Genomic DNA, 18,991 nt, shown 5'->3' with positions numbered 1-18,991 from the left:
GTGATCCCCGACGTCCGGGTCGGTGTGGCCCAGCCCACAGCACCCCGAAGAGGCAACCCCCGGCCCATGAAAGAGGCGGCCGCCCGGTCCGGGAGAGGTGGGACTGGGACGGCCGCCTGTGGGGGTACCGGATGCCGGACTCCCGTGGGGGTACGGGGCGCGTGCCCCCGATGGAGCGGAGTATTCCCGCGCCCCGGGAACTTGTTACGGCTCCTGCGTGCAGCCTTCCTGCCCCGCCGCCAGGGTCACGCAGGCCGTCGCGTCGCCCGCGTCCTTCACCGCGACCATCGGGGTGTAGGCGATGGTGTCCTCGGCGAGGGTGATGGCGCCGGTCTGCTCGGACTTGCCGGCCTTCACGCTGACCTTGTCGCCCTGGGTGCCCTGGGTGATGCGGCCCCAGGCCGCGCCACAGGTCTCGCTGTAACGGACCTCGACGACCGTGGTGCCGACCGTCGCCGTCTGCGCCGTCGTCACCAGATCGCCGCTGCACCCCATGCTCTCGGCGTCCTTGCCCGTGCAGGAGGCTCCGCTGCACTTGACGCCCGGCGGCAGGTCGACGTCCTTGGTGACCGTCGGGGACGGGGAGGCGTCGCCGCCCTCGTCCTTCTTCTTGCCGCCCGGGTCGGTCAGGAAGAACACGGCCGCCACGACGACCAGCACCCCCACGACCCCGGCCAGGAACATCGTCAGCCGGCGCTTGCCCCCGCCCTCGCCCGGAGGCGGGCCGGCGCGCCGTGACGCCCGCGGGGGTTCGGCGTACGACGGGGTGGAGGGCGTCGCCGATGCCGTACCGCCGGTGCCGCCGCCACCGCCGGGGCCGCCCGTACCGCTCACCGCGGACGGGCCCCGATAGCCCTGGAGCCCCCACGAGTTGGCGCCGGACCCCGCCGACGAGGACGAGGACGACGAGGCCGCCGCCTCCTCCGCCGCGTCCCGCACCGGACCCGCGTCACGCACCGCGCCCGCGTCCCGGTCGTCACGGCCCGCCGCCGGCGCCGTCGACCGCGGCGGCACCGTGGGTGCCACGCCGGCCGGTCCCGCCACGCCCGGCGTCGCCGTCGCGCTGCCGCCGCGGCGGGCCGTCCTGCTGCCCTTGGCGTTCGCCGGAGGCGCGCCGAACTCCCCGAGCGCGGCCCGCGCCTGGGAGATCCGGATCGCCTCCATGGTCATGTCGTGCCGCATCTCCGAACGGCTCCACGCCCGCTCGGCCAGCTCCCACATCGTCGTGAGATGGACCGGATTGGTCCCGGTGACCTCCGCCAGCGCGACGATGGCACCCTTCGGCGCCAGCAGCCGCCCGTTCAGATACCGCTCCCAGGACGTCTTGCTGTAACCCGTCCGGTCGGCCACCGCCGCGACGCTCAGACCACTGCGGTCCACCAGTCGGCGCAGCTGGCTCGCGAACTCTCTGACCTGCGGATCCAGTTCATCCGGCAAGTCCCGCCAACGAGGCATTGCTTCCCCCCTCTTCCCCCCGGTCGTGCTGTCTCTATCCCCCGCGCGCGTGCCCTCTGCCGAGTCCCCGATGTGGCTACCCACAGGGATGCGCCCGGTCAGGATCTCAGTTCCCGGGGTGGGGGCGCACGGGAGCATGGGGGCTGTGGGCATGCACCGTCGCACGCCCACCGGGCCGCGGTCCAGTCTTCCACCGCCCGTTCCCCTGCGGCCGGTCTCCCCCCGGTGACGCCGCTGACAGCCGTTCGGGACGTCCCGGACCGTCCCGATTGGCCAGGCTAGCCCGACTGTCGAACGACTTCCTTCCAAATCCGCAAACTTGTCAACACATCGACACACAGAACGCACATATCCCGTCACGGACAGCACGCAACTCGCTGCCTTCTCAGCCCAGTACGAAAGCCCCGATCACCACCGCGAGCACCAGCGCCACCGCCGGCCCCACGGCCGCCCTGAGCAGACGACGGCGGACGGTGATCGGTTCCGCGGGACCGCGCCCTGTGGCACGGCCCGCACACCGTGTCGGAACGGTCACCGCTGTGCCACAGCGCCCTGCCGGCCGTTGAACCGGGGCTTCCCGGCGCGGGAGGGTGAACGCACGGCGGCGGCCCGTCCTTGCTCGGGGGAGAGGACGGACCGCCGCTGTGCGTACGTACGAGCGCTAGTTGCTGACCGTGAAGTGCAGGGTGTCCTTCAGGAACGGGATCTCCAGCAGCGGGTTCGGCTGCACCATCAGGGCGAGCAGGACGATCGCGGTGCCCAGCACGCCGTACGTGACGATGTCCGTGAAGCGGGAGCGGACCGCGAGCATGCCGACGCCGGGCAGTATCCAGCGCAGCAGGCCGCCGCAGAGCAGGGCGGCGCCGATCAGCAGGGTCCCGGCGCGGAAGGCGTCCAGGGCGGTCACCAGCAGGCCGACGGCGACCAGCCCGGTGACCAGCAGGATGGGCCACTGGCGGGCGGGCGCCGGGGCGTCACCGGGTGCCGCCCGGCCGCCGCCCTCGGGGCGCGCGGTGTCCCGGGTGAACAGCGGGAAGCGGCGGGTCGTACGGCGCGGCCGGCCCTCGGCGTCGGGCGCGCTGACCGCGTCCCGCACCTCGTGGTCGTCCCCCACCGGCTCAGTCGACACTGCGCTCCGCCGCCTCGACCACGTTGACCAGCAGCTGGGCCCGGGTCATCGGGCCGACACCGCCAGGGTTCGGGGAGATGAAGCCGGCCACCTCGGCGACGTCCGGGTGGACATCGCCCACGATCTTGCCCTCGGCGCTGCGCGAGACACCGACGTCGAGCACGGCCGCGCCCGGCTTGACGTCCTCGGGGCGGACGAGGTGGGCCGAACCGGCGGCTGCGACGATGATGTCGGCGCGCTTGAGGTGCGCGGACAGATCGCGGGTGCCGGTGTGGCACTGGGTCACGGTGGCGTTCTCGCTGCGGCGGGTGAGGAGGAGCGGCATGGGGCGGCCGATCGTGACCCCGCGGCCGACCACGACCACCTCCGCACCCTTGATCTCCACGCCGTAGCGGCGCAGCAGGGTCAGCACGCCGTTGGGGGTGCAGGGCAGCGGGGCGGGCTCGTTGAGGACGAGCCGGCCGAGGTTCATCGGGTGCAGACCGTCGGCGTCCTTGTCCGGGTCCATCAGTTCGAGGATGCGGTTCTCGTCGATGCCCTTGGGCAGCGGCAGTTGGACGATGTAGCCGGTGCAGGCAGGGTCCTCGTTCAGCTCCCGTACGACCGCCTCGATCTCCTCCTGGGTCGCGGTACCGGGCAGCTCGCGCTGGATGGAGGCGATGCCGACCTCCGCGCAGTCGCGGTGCTTTCCGGCGACGTACTTCTGGCTGCCGGGGTCGTCCCCGACCAGGATCGTGCCGAGGCCGGGCGTGACGCCCTTCTCCTTCAGCGCCGCCACCCGGGCGGTCAGGTCGGACTTGATCGCGGCTGCGGTGGCCTTGCCATCGAGAATCTGGGCGGTCATGGGCCCATCCTCCCGGATGACAGGGTCCCGGTTCCAATCCGGGTCCCGGCGTATCCACCCCTTGGACCCTGGCATGATCAGCGAGGTTGCACTTGCACAACACATACGGATTGCGGCTGGACAACGAACCGGCCACTGAAACACGATTGCGGCACAGTGCCGCGGGCAGTACCGGGGGGACGAACCGCATCTGTTGAACCTTCCTCCGAACCGTGCCGCTCGTCGTCCCCACACATCGGTTCACACGGAGGAACATCGCCATGAGTTTCGGCGACCCGAACAGCCCTTACGGGCCCCCGCCCCAGCAGCAGCCCCCCGCTCCCGGTTACGGCTACCCGCAGCAGGCCCCGCCCGGAGTCCCGCAGCAGGGCTACGGCGCCTACCCCGCGGCCCCGCCGATGCAGGGCTACGGCTATCCGCCGGCCGGACCGGCCCAGATGCCCGGCATCACCCGCGCCGCGCAGATCATGCTCGGTGTCATCGTGCTGGCGCACGCGGTCATCGCGGCGCTGTACGGCTACAGCCTGACCCAGTGGGACGAGCTGGTGGCCGAGGCCGACCTCTCCAACAACTCGCAGGCCGAGGCGATCGCCGACCTCGGCAAGGGCATCCTCGTCTTCCTCATCGGCCTCGCCGCGGTCTTCGCGCTGCTCGGCCTGGCGCTGGTGGTCCAGTACGCCAAGGGCGGCAACGGCGTCCGGGTCTGCTCCATCGTCTACGGCTCGTTCGCGATCATCACCGGCATCTTCATGATCGCCGCGTGGGGCATCGGCCTGCTCATCATCATCGTGGCGATCCTGCTGATCATCTTCGCGGCGAAGCGGACCAGCGCCGAGTGGTTCAACCGCCCGCGCTTCTGAGCGCCTCGCACAGTCCACTCCGAGGGCCGTGTCCCACCCGAACGAGGTGGGCACGGCCCTCGTGCGTCCCCGGCGGTCCCGCGTTCACCGACTCGCCGTGCGGCGGACAACCCTGCCGATCTCAGGGGCTCGTCCCTTACCCTCGCCTTCGTTGGACCGGGGGAGGGTGGCCCTCATGGATCGGACAAGGGGACGAGTCCATGTACAGCGTCATCGTCGTACCTCCCGCCTGCGCGCATACGGACGACCAGATCAGGATCGGCACCGGTGAACGGCTCGTGTTCGGCCGAACCGGGACACCCGGCGGACTGACCATCGCCCATGAGGGGGTCCCCCGGATCGCCGGGGAGATCACCGCCCATCGCACCTACTGGCTGCTGACCAACCTCAGCAAGGACCAGACCTACGTCGTCGAGAACCCCGAGGGCGCGGGCGAGCACATCAAGGTCGCGCCCGGCCGGGTGGACGCCCCGGTGCCCTTCGAGTTCGCCCGTGTGGTCCTCCCGGCCGCGGGCGACCTGCTCACCTTCGACGTCTGGGCCCCCCGGCACAGCTTCCGCAGCGTTGCCCGGCACGAGCTCTCCGGGCCGCTGACCGCACGGCGTTCGCCCTCGACCGCACCAAGCGGTACTTCACGGTGCTGGCCGCCCTGTGCGAACCCCGGCTGCGCGGTGCACCGCACGCCCCGCTGCCCGCGGTGGAGCAACTGGTGGAGCGGCTGCGCCCGGTGTGGCCCGCGGCCAGCCGCTCCGCCGTCTACTGGAACATCGACTACCTCGCCCTGAAGCTGGGCCTGCGACCGGGCCCCGACACCGCGGAGCCCGGACAGCGCGTGAACGGCAAGAAGGAGACGCTGGTCTCGCTGGCGCTCCGCTTCGACCTCGTGCGCGAGGACGATCTGGCGGTGCTCGATGCGGCAATGAGTGCGCGCTGAAGTCTTCCCGTTCGCGGAAGTGATCCACGGCACACCGACGTGTGACGATGCGGGCGCGGCCGGGGGTGCGGTGCGGCAAAGGGGGATCGAGGATGAACGACGTCATGCCTGTGCGCGTCCCGAGGGGCTATCGGGTCGGGAGCTGGGAGGTCCTCGATCCCCTGGCCTCGGGCGCGTTCGCCACCGTCTACGCGGGCCGACGCGCCGGTGCCGGCGGGCCGGGGGCCGCGGCCCTGAAGTTCCTGCCCACCGGCGGCCGTTCCCCGCGCCGGCTGCGTCACTTGCGGGAACTGGCCGACCGGGAGGTCGAGTTGCTCGGCCGGCTGCGGTCACCACGGCTGATCCGGATGTACGAGACGCCGGCCGTCGACGACCCCGGCCGGCCGGAACTCGACGGCGCCACCGTCCTCGTACTGGAGAAGGCGGAAGGGTCCCTGGACGCGGCGCGGGTCGCGGAGCCCGGTCCGCTGCTCGCCGAGATCTGCGAGGGCCTGGCTGAGTTGCACGGGGCGGGCTGGGTGCACGGGGATCTGAAACCCGCCAACGTCCTGCTGATGGGGGACGGTTCGGCCCGGCTGGCGGACTTCGGCCTGGCCGCGGAAATGGAGGGCGCGCACGCCTACGCGCCCGCCTTCTCCACCCCGGACTACTCGCCTCCGGAGCTGCTGTGGCCGGAGATGGACGAGCGGGGCGCGCGGATCCGTCCGGCCGCCGACGTGTGGGCCTTCGGAGTCCTCGCCCACCAGCTCATGACCGGCGCGTTCCCCCTCCCCGGCGGTACCACGGACGCCCGCTGCGACGCGGTGATGCGGTACGCGAGGGGAGCGCGCGAGTTACGGCTGTCCCCCGAACTCCCGGACGCCTGGCGGGAGATCGTCCGGGACTGTCTGGCCCGTGCGCACGCCGACCGGGTGGACACGGCGACGCTGTCCCGGCGGGTGCGGTGCGCGGCCGCCGCCGTGCGCCGGCGGCACTGTGCCTGATCCGCGCACGCGGCGGCCGGAGCATCGCCTTCTCCCGCCGTGGACAGGGCTTTTGCGCTGCACCGCAACAGGGTCGCCGGATCCGCCCTCTCCGGGCGACAGTTGAGGTCAGCGGGGCGCGTCGCTCCCCGAACGGTTTCCGTCACCGTCGTTCTCCGCCCCCGCCACGGCGGCCGGGGGCACCACCCGGAGAGCGGCGACGGCGTCCGGACCCGGGAGCGCGTTCCGGCTGAAGACGGTTCTGCGGCATACCCGTTACACATGCAACTTCCCTTGATCCCCTTCCCTCCGTCATCATGATCACGGCAATCGCCACTTCGAACATCTCTTCCACGGGGGAAGGACCCGCATGACCTTTCGCATGACCCGCACCCGCCTGGCCACCGCCGCGATCAGCGCCGCCGTCGCCGGCACGCTCGCGGTGAGCGCGTCGCCGGCCTCGGCATCCGCGTCCAACGGCTACATCAGCGGGGGCGGTTCGTTCTACGACGACTTCGCCGACGAGGGCACGCTGTCGACGGCGTCGCACAACGACACCAACGCGACCTGCCTGTGGCAGATCATCCTGTACGCCGAGGGCGTCAAGGAGAGCAACGGCACGCAGTTCGACTACGCCGACATCGACGGCAGGTTCGGCTCGAACACCGCCTACGCCACGAAGCAGTTGCAGAAGGCCTGGGGTCTGACGCAGGACGGCAAGGTCGGCAACAAGACCTTCGGCGCGGCCGACGACAAGTGGAACTCCTCCACCCGCGCGGGCGAGCTGGAGTACCGCAGCACCGGTTCCACCAACGCCACCAAGTACAAGATCCGCTACCACGGTTCGCGGTACTACTTCGACATCTTCCGTACGGAGGACGGCAAGTACCGCTTCTACCACAAGAACGTGTGGCACTACGCGACCTACAAGTCCAACAGCGGTTGCAGCTGACGCCCGCCCCGTAGCACCAGCACGGCCCGCCGGTCATGGAACCGGCGGGCCGTCGCCGTTGCCCTCAGGGCTCGCCCCGCGCGGCGCGCAGGACGGACGCGCCGGTGGGCGTGAGGGTGTGCAGCACGCTCGGCCCGTGCCGGACCGAGGCGATGAGTCCCGCGTCGCGCAGGGCGGTGGCGTGTCTGCTCGCGGCGGAGGCCGACACCCCGGCGGCGCGCGCGATCTCGCCGATCGTGGCGCCGGCGGACGCGGTGTGCAGGGCGACCGCCCGGGCCCGTCCGAGCAGGTTGGCCAGCGACCTCTCGGGGTCGGCGGCGCCGGCCTGCGGTTCGTGCAGCAGCGAGTACCAGACCACGGGCGGCAGTCCCGGGTCGGCGAAGGCGACCGGCTCGCCCCAGTTGAAGTAGGAGGGGACGAGGGTGAGTCCCCGGCCGTTCAGGTACAGGTCCCGGTCGGCGGCCTGCCGGGGGTAGGCGACCTCCAGGACGGGAGGGCGCCAGCGGAGCATGGGCCCGAGTCCGGCGAGCATCCCCTCCACCCCGCCGTCGAGCAGCCCACGGCACCGGGCCGCCCGCTCCGCCTCGATACGCGCCTGCACCTGCTCCTGGTGCGGGACGACGACGGCCTCGTGATAGGCGCGCAGCAGGCCCATGAACTCCTCGCGCGCCTGTGGAGCGGCGAGTTGCCCGGCCCACGCGGGTGCTCCGACGGTCCGGTCCAGCAGGGCCAGCTCCGCCCCGACCCGTTCCCGGGGCGTGGCCAGGATCGACTCCAGCCCCGCCTCCAGGCCGTCCACCGCGTCGACCGGGGTGCGGAAGTCCGGGAAGTACGCGGCCCTCGGATACAGCGGGAGCAGCACGCTCCGCAGCGCCCGTTCCAGCCCCCTCTCGTGCAGCTGCCGCCGTGCCGTGCGGTACCACCCGGCGTAGGCCCACCTGCCCCGCCGGGACTGGAAGCGGTGCAGGCTCGCCGCGATCTCGAAGAGCGGATCGGGTGCGGAGGCCAGTCGGGTCCTCGCCAGATCCACCTCGGTGAAGTGAATGCGGAGCATGTGTCGATCCCCCGTTGCGTCGGCTCTTGCTCTGCTCCGCACCAGTGTCGGTGCGGAGCGAGCCGGCCGCACGAGGCCGGGCAGCGGAGATCAAGCCAGGGCGCTCGGGGTCAACGCACGACGGGTGCCCCCCGCCTGGGGGCACCCGTCCGGTGCGTCAGTGGAAGAAGTGGCGCGTGCCCGTGAAGTACATCGTCACGCCGGCCTTCTTCGCGGCCTCGACCACCTGCTCGTCGCGGACCGAGCCACCGGGCTGGACGACGGCCTTGACGCCGGCGGAGGTGAGGATCTCCAGGCCGTCGGGGAAGGGGAAGAAGGCGTCGGAGGCGGCGTAGGCATCCTGCGCCCGCTCGGCGCCCGCCCGCTCCACCGCCAGCTTCGCGGAGTCGACGCGGTTGACCTGGCCCATGCCGACGCCGACCGAGGCGCCGTCCTTGGCGAGCAGGATGGCGTTGGACTTCACCGCGCGGCACGCCTTCCAGGCGAAGGCCAGCTCGCGCAGCTCCTCGGGGCTCAGCGCGTCGCCGGTCGCCAGGGTCCAGTTCGCCGGGTCGTCGCCCTCGGCCTGGAGGCGGTCGGTGACCTGGAGCAGCGCGCCGCCGTCGATCGCCTTGACCTCGACCGGGGCGGCCGGGGCCTCGGGGCAGCGCAGCACGCGGATGTTCTTCTTCTTGGCGAGGGCCTCCAGGGCCCCCTCCTCGTAGTCCGGCGCCACGATGACCTCGGTGAAGATCTCCGCGACCTGCTCCGCCATCTCCTTGGACACCGGACGGTTGACGGCGATCACTCCGCCGAACGCCGACAGCGGGTCACAGGCGTGCGCCTTGCGGTGCGCCTCGGCCACGTCCGCGCCGATCGCGATTCCGCACGGGTTGGCGTGCTTGATGATCGCGACGGCCGGCTCGTCGTGGTCGTACGCGGCACGGCGGGCGGCGTCCGTGTCCGTGTAGTTGTTGTACGACATCTCCTTGCCGTGCAGCTGCTCGGCCTCGGCGAGACCGCCGGACTCGGAGGTGTACAGCGCGGCCGGCTGGTGCGGGTTCTCGCCGTAGCGCAGGGTGTTCTTCCGCTCCCACGTGGCGCCGAGGAAGTCGGGGAACCGGGACTCGTCGACGGGCGCGTACTCCGAGGCGAACCAGCTCGCCACGGCCACGTCGTACGCCGCCGTGTGCTGGAACGCCTCCGCCGCGAGCCGCTTGCGGGTGACCAGGTCGAACCCGCCGTCCTTGACCGCGCCGAGCACGTCGGCGTACCGCTCGGGGCTGGTGACGACCGCCACGGACGGGTGGTTCTTGGCGGCGGCGCGCACCATCGACGGGCCGCCGATGTCGATCTGCTCGACGCACTCGTCGGGGGTGGCGCCGGAGGCGACGGTCTCGCGGAACGGGTAGAGGTTGACGACGACCAGGTCGAACGGCTCGACGCCCAGCTCGGCCAGCTGCCGCCGGTGGTCCTCCAGGCGCAGGTCCGCGAGGATGCCCGCGTGCACCCTCGGGTGCAGCGTCTTGACGCGGCCGTCCAGGCACTCGGGGAAGCCGGTGAGCTCCTCGACCTTGGTGACGGGGACGCCGGCGGCGGCGATGCGGGAGGCGGTGGAGCCGGTGGAGACGAGGGCCACGCCCGCCTCGTGCAGGCCGCGCGCGAGCTCCTCCAGCCCGGTCTTGTCGTAGACGCTGACGAGCGCCCGGCGAATCGGCCGCTTGTTGCTCTCGGCGGTCACTGGATAACTACCTTTCGTCCCTCAATGCGATAGCCGTTGCGGGCGAGCCGCCCCACGACCTCGACGAGCAGCCTGCGCTCGACTTCCTTGATGCGCTCGTGCAGAGCGCTCTCGTCGTCCTCGTCCCGGACCTCGACCACGCCCTGGGCGATGATCGGACCGGTGTCGACGCCGTCGTCGACGAAGTGGACGGTGCAGCCGGTGACCCGGGCGCCGTACGCGAGCGCGTCACGGACGCCGTGGGCGCCGGGAAAACTGGGCAGCAGGGCGGGGTGCGTGTTGACGAACCGCCCGCCGAAGCGCGCGAGGAATTCCTTGCCGACGATCTTCATGAACCCGGCGGAGACGACGAGGTCGGGCTCGTGGGCGGCGACGGCCTCGGCGAGCGCGGCGTCCCACGCCTCCCGGCTCTCGTACTCCTTGACCTTTCGTACGAAGGTCGGGATCCCGGCGCGCTCGGCGCGGGCCAGTCCTTCGATGCCGTCGCGGTCGGCGCCGACGGCGACGATCTCGGCGCCGTAGCCCTCGGTGCCGGTCTCGGCGATGGCGTCGAGCAGCGCCTGGAGGTTGGTGCCGGATCCGGAGACCAGCACGACTAGGCGCTTGGCAGCCACAGCGGGGGCCTTTCTCGGGGGTGCGTCGGTACGGCGGCCGGAGCCGTACGGCGTGTTGTACGTTCGTACGAATGCGTCGGGCCCCCGGATACGGGGAAGCCTACGAAGCGGCCGACCGTCAGCAACGATACCGGCACACCGGACGGCCCCCACGGGACGGGGGCGTGGCCGGAAGGTAGCGTCTGGGAGGGGCCAGGTCGGGAACGCCGTTCATGGGCGGCGCGTTCACAGGGTGACGGACCTGGTGCCACCCGCCATAGTCAGCCGTAATCACCTAGGGGAAGACGCTCACTTGATGCCGGACCGCAGCCTGCGACTCCTCACGCTCCCCCCGCAGCCGGTGCAGGGAGGGGAGCGCCACGGCGTGCTGCTGCGCGAGCGGCCCTCCTCGCCGCCGGACGCCCCGTCGGGCGGGAGCAACGGCGACGAGCGGGACGACAAGCCGAGGGACGACAACCCCTTCGCACCGCCGCCGGAGGGCACCCCGGACCGCCCGTGGCAGCCGCGCCGCCCGGCGTCGGGAGAGGGCGACGGCCAGGGCAGTGGCCAGGGCGACGGCGACAGCCCCTGGGGCAACCAGTGGAGCGACCAGCAGCCCGGCCGCTCCTCCGGGGGCTTCGGCCAGCGCCCGGGTGCGGGACCCGAGGGGCCGAGCAGCAGCGGCGGCCCCGGCGGCGGCATGCGCTGGGACCCGACGGACCCGGCCCAGCGACGCGCGCGGTACGCCCTGCTGTGCGGCATGTGGGCCTTCTTCTTCGCCCTGTTCAGCTGGCCCTACGTGGCTCTGCTGCTCGGCGCGCTCGCCCTGTACTGGGGCATCAGCGCGCTGCGGGCCAAGCCCCGCACCCCCGACCCCGACACCCCGGCCCCGGCGAGCTCGGGCCGCCCCCAGACCACGGCGGCGGTGAGCGGCCTGGTCACCGCGTCCCTGGCGATCGCCCTGGTCGCGGCGGGCTTCACCGCGAAGCTGGTCTACAGCGACTACTACACCTGCACCAACGACGCCCTCACCAACGAGGCCAAACAGTCCTGCAACGACCTCCTGCCGGAGGAGCTGCGGGGCGTACTGGGAACCAACAGCTGACCCGAACGCATGTCAGCCCGGGGACGGCACGGGCTGGGGCGGCGGGGGCGGGATTCAAGGGCCCGGCGGAGCATCCGCCTCCCCCGACGCCTCCCCCGACGCCTCCCGCAGCGCGGCCCAGCGGGCCTCGCGTGTCGCATCGTCGGCGAGCCAGGGGACCGGCTCCGGCTCGGCGGGAAGAAAGTCGTACCCCTCGAAGTCCACGTCCGCCACCCCGCCCGCCCCGGCCTCCCCGCCCTTCCCGCGCCGCCCAAACCACCGCAGCCCCTTCACCGGCTCCTCCCCGGACTCCCCCGCCCGCGGTTTCCCGATCCTCGGCGCCCGCTCGTCCCGCCCCCGGCACCTCCACACCCGCACCCCCACCGCCGTGGGCACGGCCACCGCCACGCCCCAGAGCAGCGCCGCCGCCCCCACCTGCCACCACACCGGCCCGAAGCTCGCGAGCGCCGCGACCCCGAGCGGCCCACCCGCCACCGCGGCCAGCACCGCCAGCGCGCCCGCACACATCGCCGAGGCCAGCAGGGCCACCCCGGCGGTCCGCCCGCGTGACCACGCGCGCGCGTCCCCTTCACCGCCACCGCCGCCCGCCCGGCCCACGAACCACCCCACCGTCACCCCGGCCGCCACCGGCACCGCGCCCACCGCCCAGTTCAAAGGCGTCCCGGACCCCGCCTCCGGCACCGCGGCCAGCAGCGGAAAGGGGGGCAGGAGCGCGGCGGGGGACGAGGACAGGGGGCCCACGACGTGGCCCGCGCCCAGGGAGAAGCCGGGGCCCAGGGAGTACGCCATCGCCCACAGCGCCGCGTTCGGCATCAGGACCGCGCACAGCAGCAGAACGGCGAACTGCCCCGACAGCCCCTCCGTCAGACGCAGGAACGAGCTCCGCGCCGCGGGCCCGTGCCACACCAGCGACACCGCCAGCAGCAGCGCCCCACCACCGAACAGCACCGCCACCCCGGCCCCCGCCGCCCGCGCCGCCGCGTCCAGGCGGGCCCGGGCCTCCGCCCCCACGCACAGCCGCCGCACGGCCGCCGGCAGCAGGATCAGCGCCTCGTCCACCGCGTCCCGGGGCCGCCCGTACGCCGTCCACACCCCGGCCCCGGCCGCCCCCATCACGACCAGCGGCGCGCACACCCCCGTCCACACCCAGTCCGGACGCAGCGTCCCGCCCGTCGCGTACACCGCGGCCGCCGTCCCCACGGAGAGGTAACCGGTCACCACACCCGCCCACGCGGTACGGCCCGACGCCGCCTCCCCGTCCATCGCGTCCCGCGCCGCCCGGTGCACCAGCCACACCGGCAGCACCGGCAGGAGCAGCGGGGTGACGCCCACCGGCGCGGGGATGCCGGACAGCGTGTCGGTGCGGACCAGCTCGGCACCGTGCGCCAGCAGCCACAGGCCCGCGGCCACATGCAGCGCACCACCCGGCCCGCTGTCCGGGTACGGCGAACTGATCCACAGCACCATCACCAGTACGGCGAGCGACCCGAGCCCGAGACCCGCGGCCACCGCGCCGCCCAGGAGGCCCGTGGCCAGTCCGGGCGACCGGTCGCGCAACCGGGTGAGCAGGGACGGCAACGGCGATCGGCGAGCGGTCATCTGGATCACGCCCGCCATGCTCCCAACGACACGCGCTTTCCCGTCGTAACAGGCGAACCTCCGCCGTGTCACCCAATATACGTTTATGTACTTTTTCGTACGAAGGGGCGCCCTGTGACGCAGAGCCCTGCCACCCCACTCCCCCCGCCCAAGGAATGCCGACGCCTGCGCGAGGCACAGTCGTTGACGCAGGCTCAGGTCGCGGAGCGGGTCGGCGTGACGCGGGAGACGGTGCGCTCATGGGAGACCGGCCGTACGACTCCGCGCGGCCGGAAGCGGGCGGTGTACGCGAGGTTCCTGCACGAGCTGACCGCACATCAGCAGGAGGGCACCGAGCCCGCCGAGGAGACGCCCGTACGAATGTGGCCGCCCGCGCCCGTGGCGGAGGTAACGAATCCTCACCGTGAGCCGTCGGCCGCGGCCTCCCCCGCCGCGCTGACGCCCGCTCAGGCCTTTGACGCGCTGTACGCGTTCTGCGCGCCCGCGCTGGTCCGGCAGACCTATCTGCTCACCGGGCGGCGGGAGCTGGCCCGGGAGTCGGTGGAGCGGGCCTTTCAACTCGCCTGGCAGCGCTGGCCGGAGGTGGCCGTCGACCGGGATCCGGCGGGCTGGGTGCGGGCGACGGCGTACGAGTACGCGCTCTCCCCCTGGCACCGGTTCCGCCCCCGCTACCGGCACCCCGAACCACCGCCCGCCGACGCCTCCGACCGGGCCCTGATGGACGTACTCCTCACCCTGCCGCCGCCGTACCGCCGCACGCTGGTGCTCTACGACGGGGTCGGGCTCGATCTGCCGGACACGGCGGCGGAGACCGAGGCGACCACGCCCGCGGCGGCGAACCGGCTGCTGCACGCGCGCGAGACCGTGGCCGCGCGGCTGCCGGAGCTGTCGGACCCGGCAGAGCTGCACCGCCGCCTGACCGAGGTGGCCTCGGCGGAGCGGTTGCGGGCCGCGAAGCCGCCGACGGTACGCACCGGCAGCGAGCGCCGGGCCAGCTTCTGGACCCGCGCCGCCATCGCCTTCACGGTCGCCCTGATCGGCACGACGGCCCTCACCGTGCGCACGGCCCCCACCCAGTACGAGCCCCCGGTGGCCCCGGGCGCCACGATCCGCGGCGTCCCCCCGCGGGTGGCCCCGGGCCCCCTGTCGGAGAAGGAGCAGAAACTGAGGAAGAAGCTCCGCGAGGAGGGGGCGAGCGGCCCGGAGCGGCTGGTCCCGCAGCACCGCTGAACGTCGATGGGCCCGTCCCCCACCCGGGGAACGGGCCCATCGGCCTAGCGGCGGAAAACTCAGGCGGAGAGAATCTCCCGCGCCAGCTTCGCCGTCTCGGTCGGGGTCTTGCCGACCTTGACGCCCGCGGCCTCCAGGGCCTCCTTCTTCGCCTGGGCCGTGCCGGAGGAGCCGGACACGATGGCGCCGGCGTGGCCCATGGTCTTGCCCTCGGGCGCGGTGAAGCCCGCGACGTAGCCGACGACCGGCTTGGTCACGTTCTTCGCGATGAAGTCCGCGGCCCGCTCCTCGGCGTCGCCACCGATCTCACCGATCATCACGATCAGGTCGGTGTCGGGGTCGGCCTCGAACGCGGCGAGCGCGTCGATGTGCGTGGTGCCGATGATCGGGTCACCACCGATGCCGACGGCGGTCGAGAAGCCGATGTCACGCAGCTCGTACATCATCTGGTACGTCAGCGTGCCGGACTTCGAGACCAGACCGATGCGGCCCGGCTTGGTGATGTCGCCCGGGATGATGCCGACGTTCGACTGGCCCGGGGTGATGATGCCGGGGCAGTTCGGGCCGATGATCCGGGTCTTGTTGCCCTTCTTGCCGGCGTACGCCCAGAACGCCGCCGAGTCGTGCACGGCGATGCCCTCGGTGATCACGACGGCGAGCGCGATCTCGGCGTCGATGGCCTCGACGACCGCGTCCTTGGTGAACTTCTCCGGCACGAAGATGACGGAGACGTTGGCGCCGGTGGCCTCGATGGCCTCCTTGACGGTGCCGTAGACCGGTACCTCGGTACCGTCGAAGTCCACGGTGGTACCCGCCTTGCGCGGGTTGACGCCGCCCACGACGTTGGTGCCGTCGCCCAGCATGAGCTTGGTGTGCTTCATGCCCGTGGCGCCGGTCATGCCCTGGACGATGACCTTGCTGTCCTTGTTGAGCCAGATAGCCATGGTGTGTTCTGTCCTCGTCCTGAGTGCTTACTTGGCGGCGTGAGCCAGCTCGGCGGCCTTGTCGGCCGCGCCGTCCATGGTGTCGACGCGCTGCACCAGCGGGTGGTTGGCGTCCGTGAGGATCTGCCGGCCGAGCTCGGCGTTGTTGCCGTCGAGCCGGACGACCAGCGGCTTGGTGACGTTCTCGCCACGGTCCTCCAGGAGCTTCAGGGCCTGGACGATGCCGTTGGCGACCTCGTCACAGGCGGTGATGCCACCGAAGACGTTGACGAAGACGGACTTGACGTCCGGGTCGCCGAGGATGATCTCCAGACCGTTGGCCATGACCTGGGCGGAGGCGCCACCGCCGATGTCCAGGAAGTTGGCCGGCTTCACGCCGCCGTGGTTCTCACCGGCGTACGCGACGACGTCGAGGGTCGACATGACCAGACCGGCACCGTTACCGATGATGCCGACCTCGCCTTCGAGCTTGACGTAGTTGAGGTTCTTCTCCTTGGCGGCGGCCTCGAGCGGGTTGGCCGCGGCCTTGTCGTGCAGCTCGTCCCAGTCGTGACGGAACTCGGCGTTGTCGTCGAGCGACACCTTGCCGTCCAGGGCGATGACGTCACCGGAGGCGACCTTCGCGAGCGGGTTGACCTCGACGAGGAGGGCGTCCGACTTGATGAAGGTGTCCCACAGGGTGACGAGGACGTTCACGACCTTGTCCGCGACCTCGGCCGGGAACTTGGCGGCCGCGACGATCTCGCGGGCCTTCTCCTCGGTCACGCCGTCGATCGCGTCGATCGGCGTCTTGGCGACGGCCTCCGGACGGGTGGCCGCCACCTCCTCGATCTCCATGCCGCCCTCGACGGAGGCGATGGAGAGGAAGGTGCGGTTGGCACGGTCGAGGAGGAAGGAGACGTAGTACTCCTCCAGGATCTCCGGGGCCGTCTCGGCGATCATCACCTTGTGGACCGTGTGGCCCTTGATGTCCATGCCGAGGATGTCCGTCGCGCGGGCGACGGCCTCGTCCGCGGTGGCGGCGAGCTTCACGCCACCGGCCTTGCCACGGCCGCCGACCTTCACCTGGGCCTTGACGACGGACTTGCCACCGAGACGCTCAGTGGCTGCGCGGGCCGCCTCAGGCGTGTCGATGACTTCACCGGCCAGCACCGGTACATCGTGCTTGGCGAAGAGGTCCCTCGCCTGGTACTCGAACAGGTCCACGCGCTTCCGTCCCTATCAGTGATCTCGCGGTTCGTTGGATGCGTGGGCGTGCCGCGAAGGGCAACGTGACGTCCGCTGTCACAAGGGAGGCGCACACGGTGTCCGAGCGCGCGGCATGTCCGTCTCGCAGGTTATCGCCGCTCGCCGGGGGCTTCTAAATCAGGGGTCACACCTGAGCGGTGATACCTGTCACATGATGCCGCGCTCACTGGCACGGGGTGCCTGAGGTGAAGGGCCTCACCGGGTTGGGGTTGACCCGGTGAGGCCCCTTGAACAGCCCGAAGGGGCGCGAATCGGTGCGTCCCCGAGGGCTTCGGCCGGGCGGTCCCCACCCCAATGGGGACCGCACGGCCCGTCCGTGAGGTCCCTGCCGGACGATCCGACGGCTTTCGGCCGTCCGGGTTCCGGTCGCCCCACGGAATCCGGAATCAGAGGTTGCGCACGTAGCCCGGGGCGACCGAGTCGGCGACGCCCTGGACACCGGTGACGGCATTGTGGGCGAGCGGGGTGCCGGTCACGTCGTCGGCGACGGGGGTGACATGACCGACGGCGCCGCCGGCGAACGGGCCGACCTCCCCGCTCACGCCGTACGCCAAGGCCTCGGCGCCCCGAGTGACCGGCTGGACGAGGCCGACGACCGGCTCGGCGACGGCCTCGGCGAACGGCGGCACCTGCCCGACGACCCCGTGTGCGAAGGGATCGACCTCACCGGCCAGTCCCCGCGCGAGCGGCCGCGCGTCGCCGGTCACGTCGTACGCCAGCGCGCCCGCGTCCGTCACGGCCTGCCCGGCGACGGGGACGGCGCCGTGCACCGCGGTCCGCGCGACGGGCGGCAGCACGGCACCCTGCGCGTCCGCGGTGACCTGACCGGCCAGTCCGGTGGCGTACGGCGGTACGTCGGCCAGGGCTCGCTCGGCGATGGGGAGCGCGCCGTCCAGGGCGGAGGTGGCGAGGGGTGGGGTGGCCGCGGTGGTGGTCTCCTGGGCTTGGGCCTGGGCGGCAGCCAGGGCCTGCTCCAGTTCGGGGGCGAAGGCGGAGAGGGGGCCGAAGAGGTAGTCGACGGTTTCGGTGGCGCTCTGCGGCACGGTCTTCGCCTCGGTGACTGCGGTGTGAGTGGTGGTCGTTGCCGCCTGCTCGACCTGAGCTGCCGCCTGCTGTGCGGCCTGCGTGGCCCGGGCCGCCTTGACGCCCTCGGTGAGCTTGGCGGCGCCGCCCTTGAGCTGGGCGGTCTTCGAAGCGGCGGTCGCCTGGGCTGCCTGCGTGGCCTTCGTCGCCTTCTCGGCGCTCGGGACGTTGACGTCGACAGCGACCTCCTCGGTCACGCTCTCGGCGATGTCACCGGCCGGGTCGGTCGTGGCGTCCGGCACGGACAGGGTGGAGGCAGGCAGGTCGGAGGCGTTCGCGGCGGTGGAGCCGAGCGCCCACGCACCGGAGACTCCGGCGGCTATGACGAGGGAACGGCGGATGTTCTTGTTCATGCGTGCGTCAGATCCTTCGGGGACTGCGACGGGATGGGGGACATTCCGCGCCGGGTCGTCGTACGACTCCGGCGGCATCCGTCCGGTGCCCCAAAGGGGCTTTCCGGACGGGACAGCCCTGCCCTAGGCAGGGGATACGGGAATGTCCCGGTACTCGTCCCGGGTCTCGTCCGCGTCGACGCGCGCGGCGGCGCCGGGCACCAGCCGCAGCGGGGCCCGGTGGTCCAGGGCGACGGCATGGGCGTCGCCGTGCCGGGGCGTGCCGTTGTCCACCGTCGCCCGGTGGTCCAGCGCACCGCCCGGACCGTCCGTCGGCGCGTGCGGCACCGGGGCGGGCGGGGGCGTGACCGAGTCGGCACGGTGGTGGGGGCGCGCCGCCGCGCGGTCCACGGTGACGTCGTACGACGTGCTGGACCGCGGTCCGTACGGCGTGCCCTTCGCGGCCTCGGCGCGCCTTGCGTGGTCGCCCGTCGAGGAGGCGCCCGGCTCCGGCTCCGGCTGTGGTGCCGTGGTGGCGGGCGCGGGGAGCGTCCGCACGGGCAGTTCGGGGAGCGCGGGCAGCCCCGGCGCGTCCGGCGTCGTCGGCAGGGTGGGCAGCGACGACAGCGGCGGCAGCTTCTCCCGCGTCTCGTCGAGTCCTTCGGTCACCCCTTCGACCACGTCAGCGACCGGCAGCGGGCTGTGCTGGGGCGGGGTGGGCGCGTTCCCCACCTGCTCCACCACTCGCCCGAGCGACGCGCGCACCTCGCCCACGGGACCCGTCGGCACGCCGTCCGCCGCCTGCGCCCGCTGCCCCCAGAGGAGGCCGAGCGCGAACAACCCGCCCACCAGCAGCGCCAGAAACAGCGCACGCCGTCCGGCCACCGTGCGCGGAAGGCGCAGGGCGGCAGCGGGCGGGGCTGCTGGCGAGGTCAAGAGGGGCGGGT

Annotated in this window: 15 protein-coding genes and 2 pseudogenes; 6 read left to right on the top strand and 11 right to left on the bottom strand. The window is 72.5% G+C overall.

The genetic code is table 11. From position 1 onward, the window contains the following. Positions 1-204: 204 nt before the first annotated feature. From STRCI_RS24875 to STRCI_RS24865, 3 genes are all read right to left on the bottom strand, one after another. A complete protein-coding gene (locus STRCI_RS24875) occupies positions 205-1,455 on the bottom strand; it encodes a helix-turn-helix domain-containing protein (RefSeq protein WP_269661170.1) in 1,251 nt (416 codons plus the stop codon). A gap of 661 nt (positions 1,456-2,116) precedes the next feature. Next, the gene (locus STRCI_RS24870) at positions 2,117-2,584 is read right to left on the bottom strand and encodes a DUF3017 domain-containing protein (protein ID WP_269661169.1); all 468 of its coding nucleotides are present in this window, start codon (positions 2,582-2,584) and stop codon (positions 2,117-2,119) included. Continuing rightward, a complete protein-coding gene (locus STRCI_RS24865) occupies positions 2,574-3,428 on the bottom strand; it encodes a bifunctional methylenetetrahydrofolate dehydrogenase/methenyltetrahydrofolate cyclohydrolase (protein WP_269661168.1) in 855 nt (284 codons plus the stop codon). The genes STRCI_RS24870 and STRCI_RS24865 overlap by 11 nt, the downstream gene beginning before the upstream one ends. 260 nt (positions 3,429-3,688) lie before the next feature. Between STRCI_RS24865 and STRCI_RS24860 the strand changes: the two genes are divergently transcribed. The 4 genes and pseudogenes from STRCI_RS24860 to STRCI_RS24845 all read left to right on the top strand — a co-directional run bounded on the left by STRCI_RS24860 (position 3,689) and on the right by STRCI_RS24845 (position 7,136). Next, positions 3,689-4,288 carry a hypothetical protein gene (locus STRCI_RS24860; RefSeq protein ID WP_269661167.1) on the top strand — a complete coding sequence of 200 codons (600 nt, stop codon included), beginning with the start codon at positions 3,689-3,691 and terminating at the stop codon, positions 4,286-4,288. Positions 4,289-4,488: 200 nt separating this feature from the next. Further along, positions 4,489-5,222: pseudogene (locus STRCI_RS24855) on the top strand (FHA domain-containing protein). 92 nt (positions 5,223-5,314) lie between these two features. Then, positions 5,315-6,187, top strand: a pseudogene (locus tag STRCI_RS24850) (protein kinase domain-containing protein); the annotation flags it as partial. Between the two features lie 367 nt (positions 6,188-6,554). Continuing rightward, the gene (locus STRCI_RS24845) at positions 6,555-7,136 is read left to right on the top strand and encodes a peptidoglycan-binding domain-containing protein (RefSeq protein ID WP_269661166.1); all 582 of its coding nucleotides are present in this window, start codon (positions 6,555-6,557) and stop codon (positions 7,134-7,136) included. 64 nt (positions 7,137-7,200) lie between these two features. Here STRCI_RS24845 and STRCI_RS24840 read toward each other — a convergent pair whose 3' ends face one another. The 3 genes from STRCI_RS24840 to purN all read right to left on the bottom strand — a co-directional run bounded on the left by STRCI_RS24840 (position 7,201) and on the right by purN (position 10,524). Continuing rightward, positions 7,201-8,190, bottom strand: coding sequence for an ArsR family transcriptional regulator (locus STRCI_RS24840; protein WP_269661165.1), 990 nt, complete (start codon positions 8,188-8,190; stop codon positions 7,201-7,203). A 157-nt stretch (positions 8,191-8,347) separates the two neighbouring features. Then, entirely contained in the window at positions 8,348-9,910 is a 1,563-nt protein-coding gene (gene purH, locus STRCI_RS24835) for a bifunctional phosphoribosylaminoimidazolecarboxamide formyltransferase/IMP cyclohydrolase (protein WP_269661164.1), read from the bottom strand. Continuing rightward, the gene (purN, locus tag STRCI_RS24830) at positions 9,907-10,524 is read right to left on the bottom strand and encodes a phosphoribosylglycinamide formyltransferase (protein ID WP_015658357.1); all 618 of its coding nucleotides are present in this window, start codon (positions 10,522-10,524) and stop codon (positions 9,907-9,909) included. Before purN ends, purH begins: the two co-directional genes overlap by 4 nt. Before the next feature lie 295 nt (positions 10,525-10,819). Here purN and STRCI_RS24825 point away from each other — a divergent pair, with 295 nt between their 5' ends. Further along, a complete protein-coding gene (locus STRCI_RS24825; protein WP_269661163.1) occupies positions 10,820-11,608 on the top strand; it encodes a hypothetical protein in 789 nt (262 codons plus the stop codon). Between the two features lie 54 nt (positions 11,609-11,662). Here the strand turns inward: STRCI_RS24825 and STRCI_RS24820 are convergent, their stop codons facing one another. Then, positions 11,663-13,225: a cell division protein PerM gene (locus STRCI_RS24820; RefSeq protein ID WP_269661162.1), complete on the bottom strand. Its 1,563-nt coding sequence runs from the start codon at positions 13,223-13,225 to the stop codon at positions 11,663-11,665. A 96-nt stretch (positions 13,226-13,321) separates the two neighbouring features. Between STRCI_RS24820 and STRCI_RS24815 the strand changes: the two genes are divergently transcribed. Next, positions 13,322-14,437 (top strand): helix-turn-helix domain-containing protein, encoded by a 1,116-nt coding sequence (locus tag STRCI_RS24815; RefSeq protein WP_269661161.1) that lies wholly within the window; start codon positions 13,322-13,324, stop codon positions 14,435-14,437. A gap of 59 nt (positions 14,438-14,496) precedes the next feature. On the opposite strand, the gene sucD is transcribed toward STRCI_RS24815, so the two are convergent. The 4 genes from sucD to STRCI_RS24795 all read right to left on the bottom strand — a co-directional run bounded on the left by sucD (position 14,497) and on the right by STRCI_RS24795 (position 18,980). Further along, positions 14,497-15,381, bottom strand: coding sequence for a succinate--CoA ligase subunit alpha (gene sucD, locus STRCI_RS24810; protein ID WP_269661160.1), 885 nt, complete (start codon positions 15,379-15,381; stop codon positions 14,497-14,499). Positions 15,382-15,408: 27 nt separating this feature from the next. Then, the gene (gene sucC, locus STRCI_RS24805) at positions 15,409-16,587 is read right to left on the bottom strand and encodes an ADP-forming succinate--CoA ligase subunit beta (protein WP_269661159.1); all 1,179 of its coding nucleotides are present in this window, start codon (positions 16,585-16,587) and stop codon (positions 15,409-15,411) included. 428 nt (positions 16,588-17,015) lie between these two features. Further along, positions 17,016-18,065, bottom strand: a complete 1,050-nt coding sequence (locus STRCI_RS24800; RefSeq protein WP_269661158.1) for a hypothetical protein — start codon at positions 18,063-18,065, stop codon at positions 17,016-17,018. Positions 18,066-18,188: 123 nt separating this feature from the next. Continuing rightward, positions 18,189-18,980, bottom strand: a complete 792-nt coding sequence (locus STRCI_RS24795) for a hypothetical protein (protein WP_269661157.1) — start codon at positions 18,978-18,980, stop codon at positions 18,189-18,191. Between the last annotated feature and the right edge of the window lie 11 nt (positions 18,981-18,991).

Origin of the sequence: Streptomyces cinnabarinus, assembly GCF_027270315.1 — a bacterium.
GTDB classification, from domain to species: domain Bacteria; phylum Actinomycetota; class Actinomycetes; order Streptomycetales; family Streptomycetaceae; genus Streptomyces; species Streptomyces cinnabarinus.
The sequence above is the reverse complement of the archived record's forward strand: the minus strand, read 5'-3'. Positions and strand labels throughout refer to the sequence as shown.

Bases quoted from the DNA above. Each gene is read 5' to 3' on its own strand.
- STRCI_RS24875 (WP_269661170.1), bottom strand. From the start codon at position 1,455: ATGCCTCGTTGGCGGGACTTGCCGGATGAACTGGATCCGCAGGTCAGA.
- STRCI_RS24865 (WP_269661168.1), bottom strand. From the start codon at position 3,428: ATGACCGCCCAGATTCTCGATGGCAAGGCCACCGCAGCCGCGATCAAG.
- STRCI_RS24860 (WP_269661167.1), top strand. From the start codon at position 3,689: ATGAGTTTCGGCGACCCGAACAGCCCTTACGGGCCCCCGCCCCAGCAG.
- STRCI_RS24845 (WP_269661166.1), top strand. From the start codon at position 6,555: ATGACCTTTCGCATGACCCGCACCCGCCTGGCCACCGCCGCGATCAGC.
- STRCI_RS24840 (WP_269661165.1), bottom strand. From the start codon at position 8,190: ATGCTCCGCATTCACTTCACCGAGGTGGATCTGGCGAGGACCCGACTG.
- STRCI_RS24825 (WP_269661163.1), top strand. From the start codon at position 10,820: ATGCCGGACCGCAGCCTGCGACTCCTCACGCTCCCCCCGCAGCCGGTG.
- STRCI_RS24820 (WP_269661162.1), bottom strand. From the start codon at position 13,225: ATGGCGGGCGTGATCCAGATGACCGCTCGCCGATCGCCGTTGCCGTCC.
- sucD (WP_269661160.1), bottom strand. From the start codon at position 15,381: ATGGCTATCTGGCTCAACAAGGACAGCAAGGTCATCGTCCAGGGCATG.
- STRCI_RS24800 (WP_269661158.1), bottom strand. From the start codon at position 18,065: ATGAACAAGAACATCCGCCGTTCCCTCGTCATAGCCGCCGGAGTCTCC.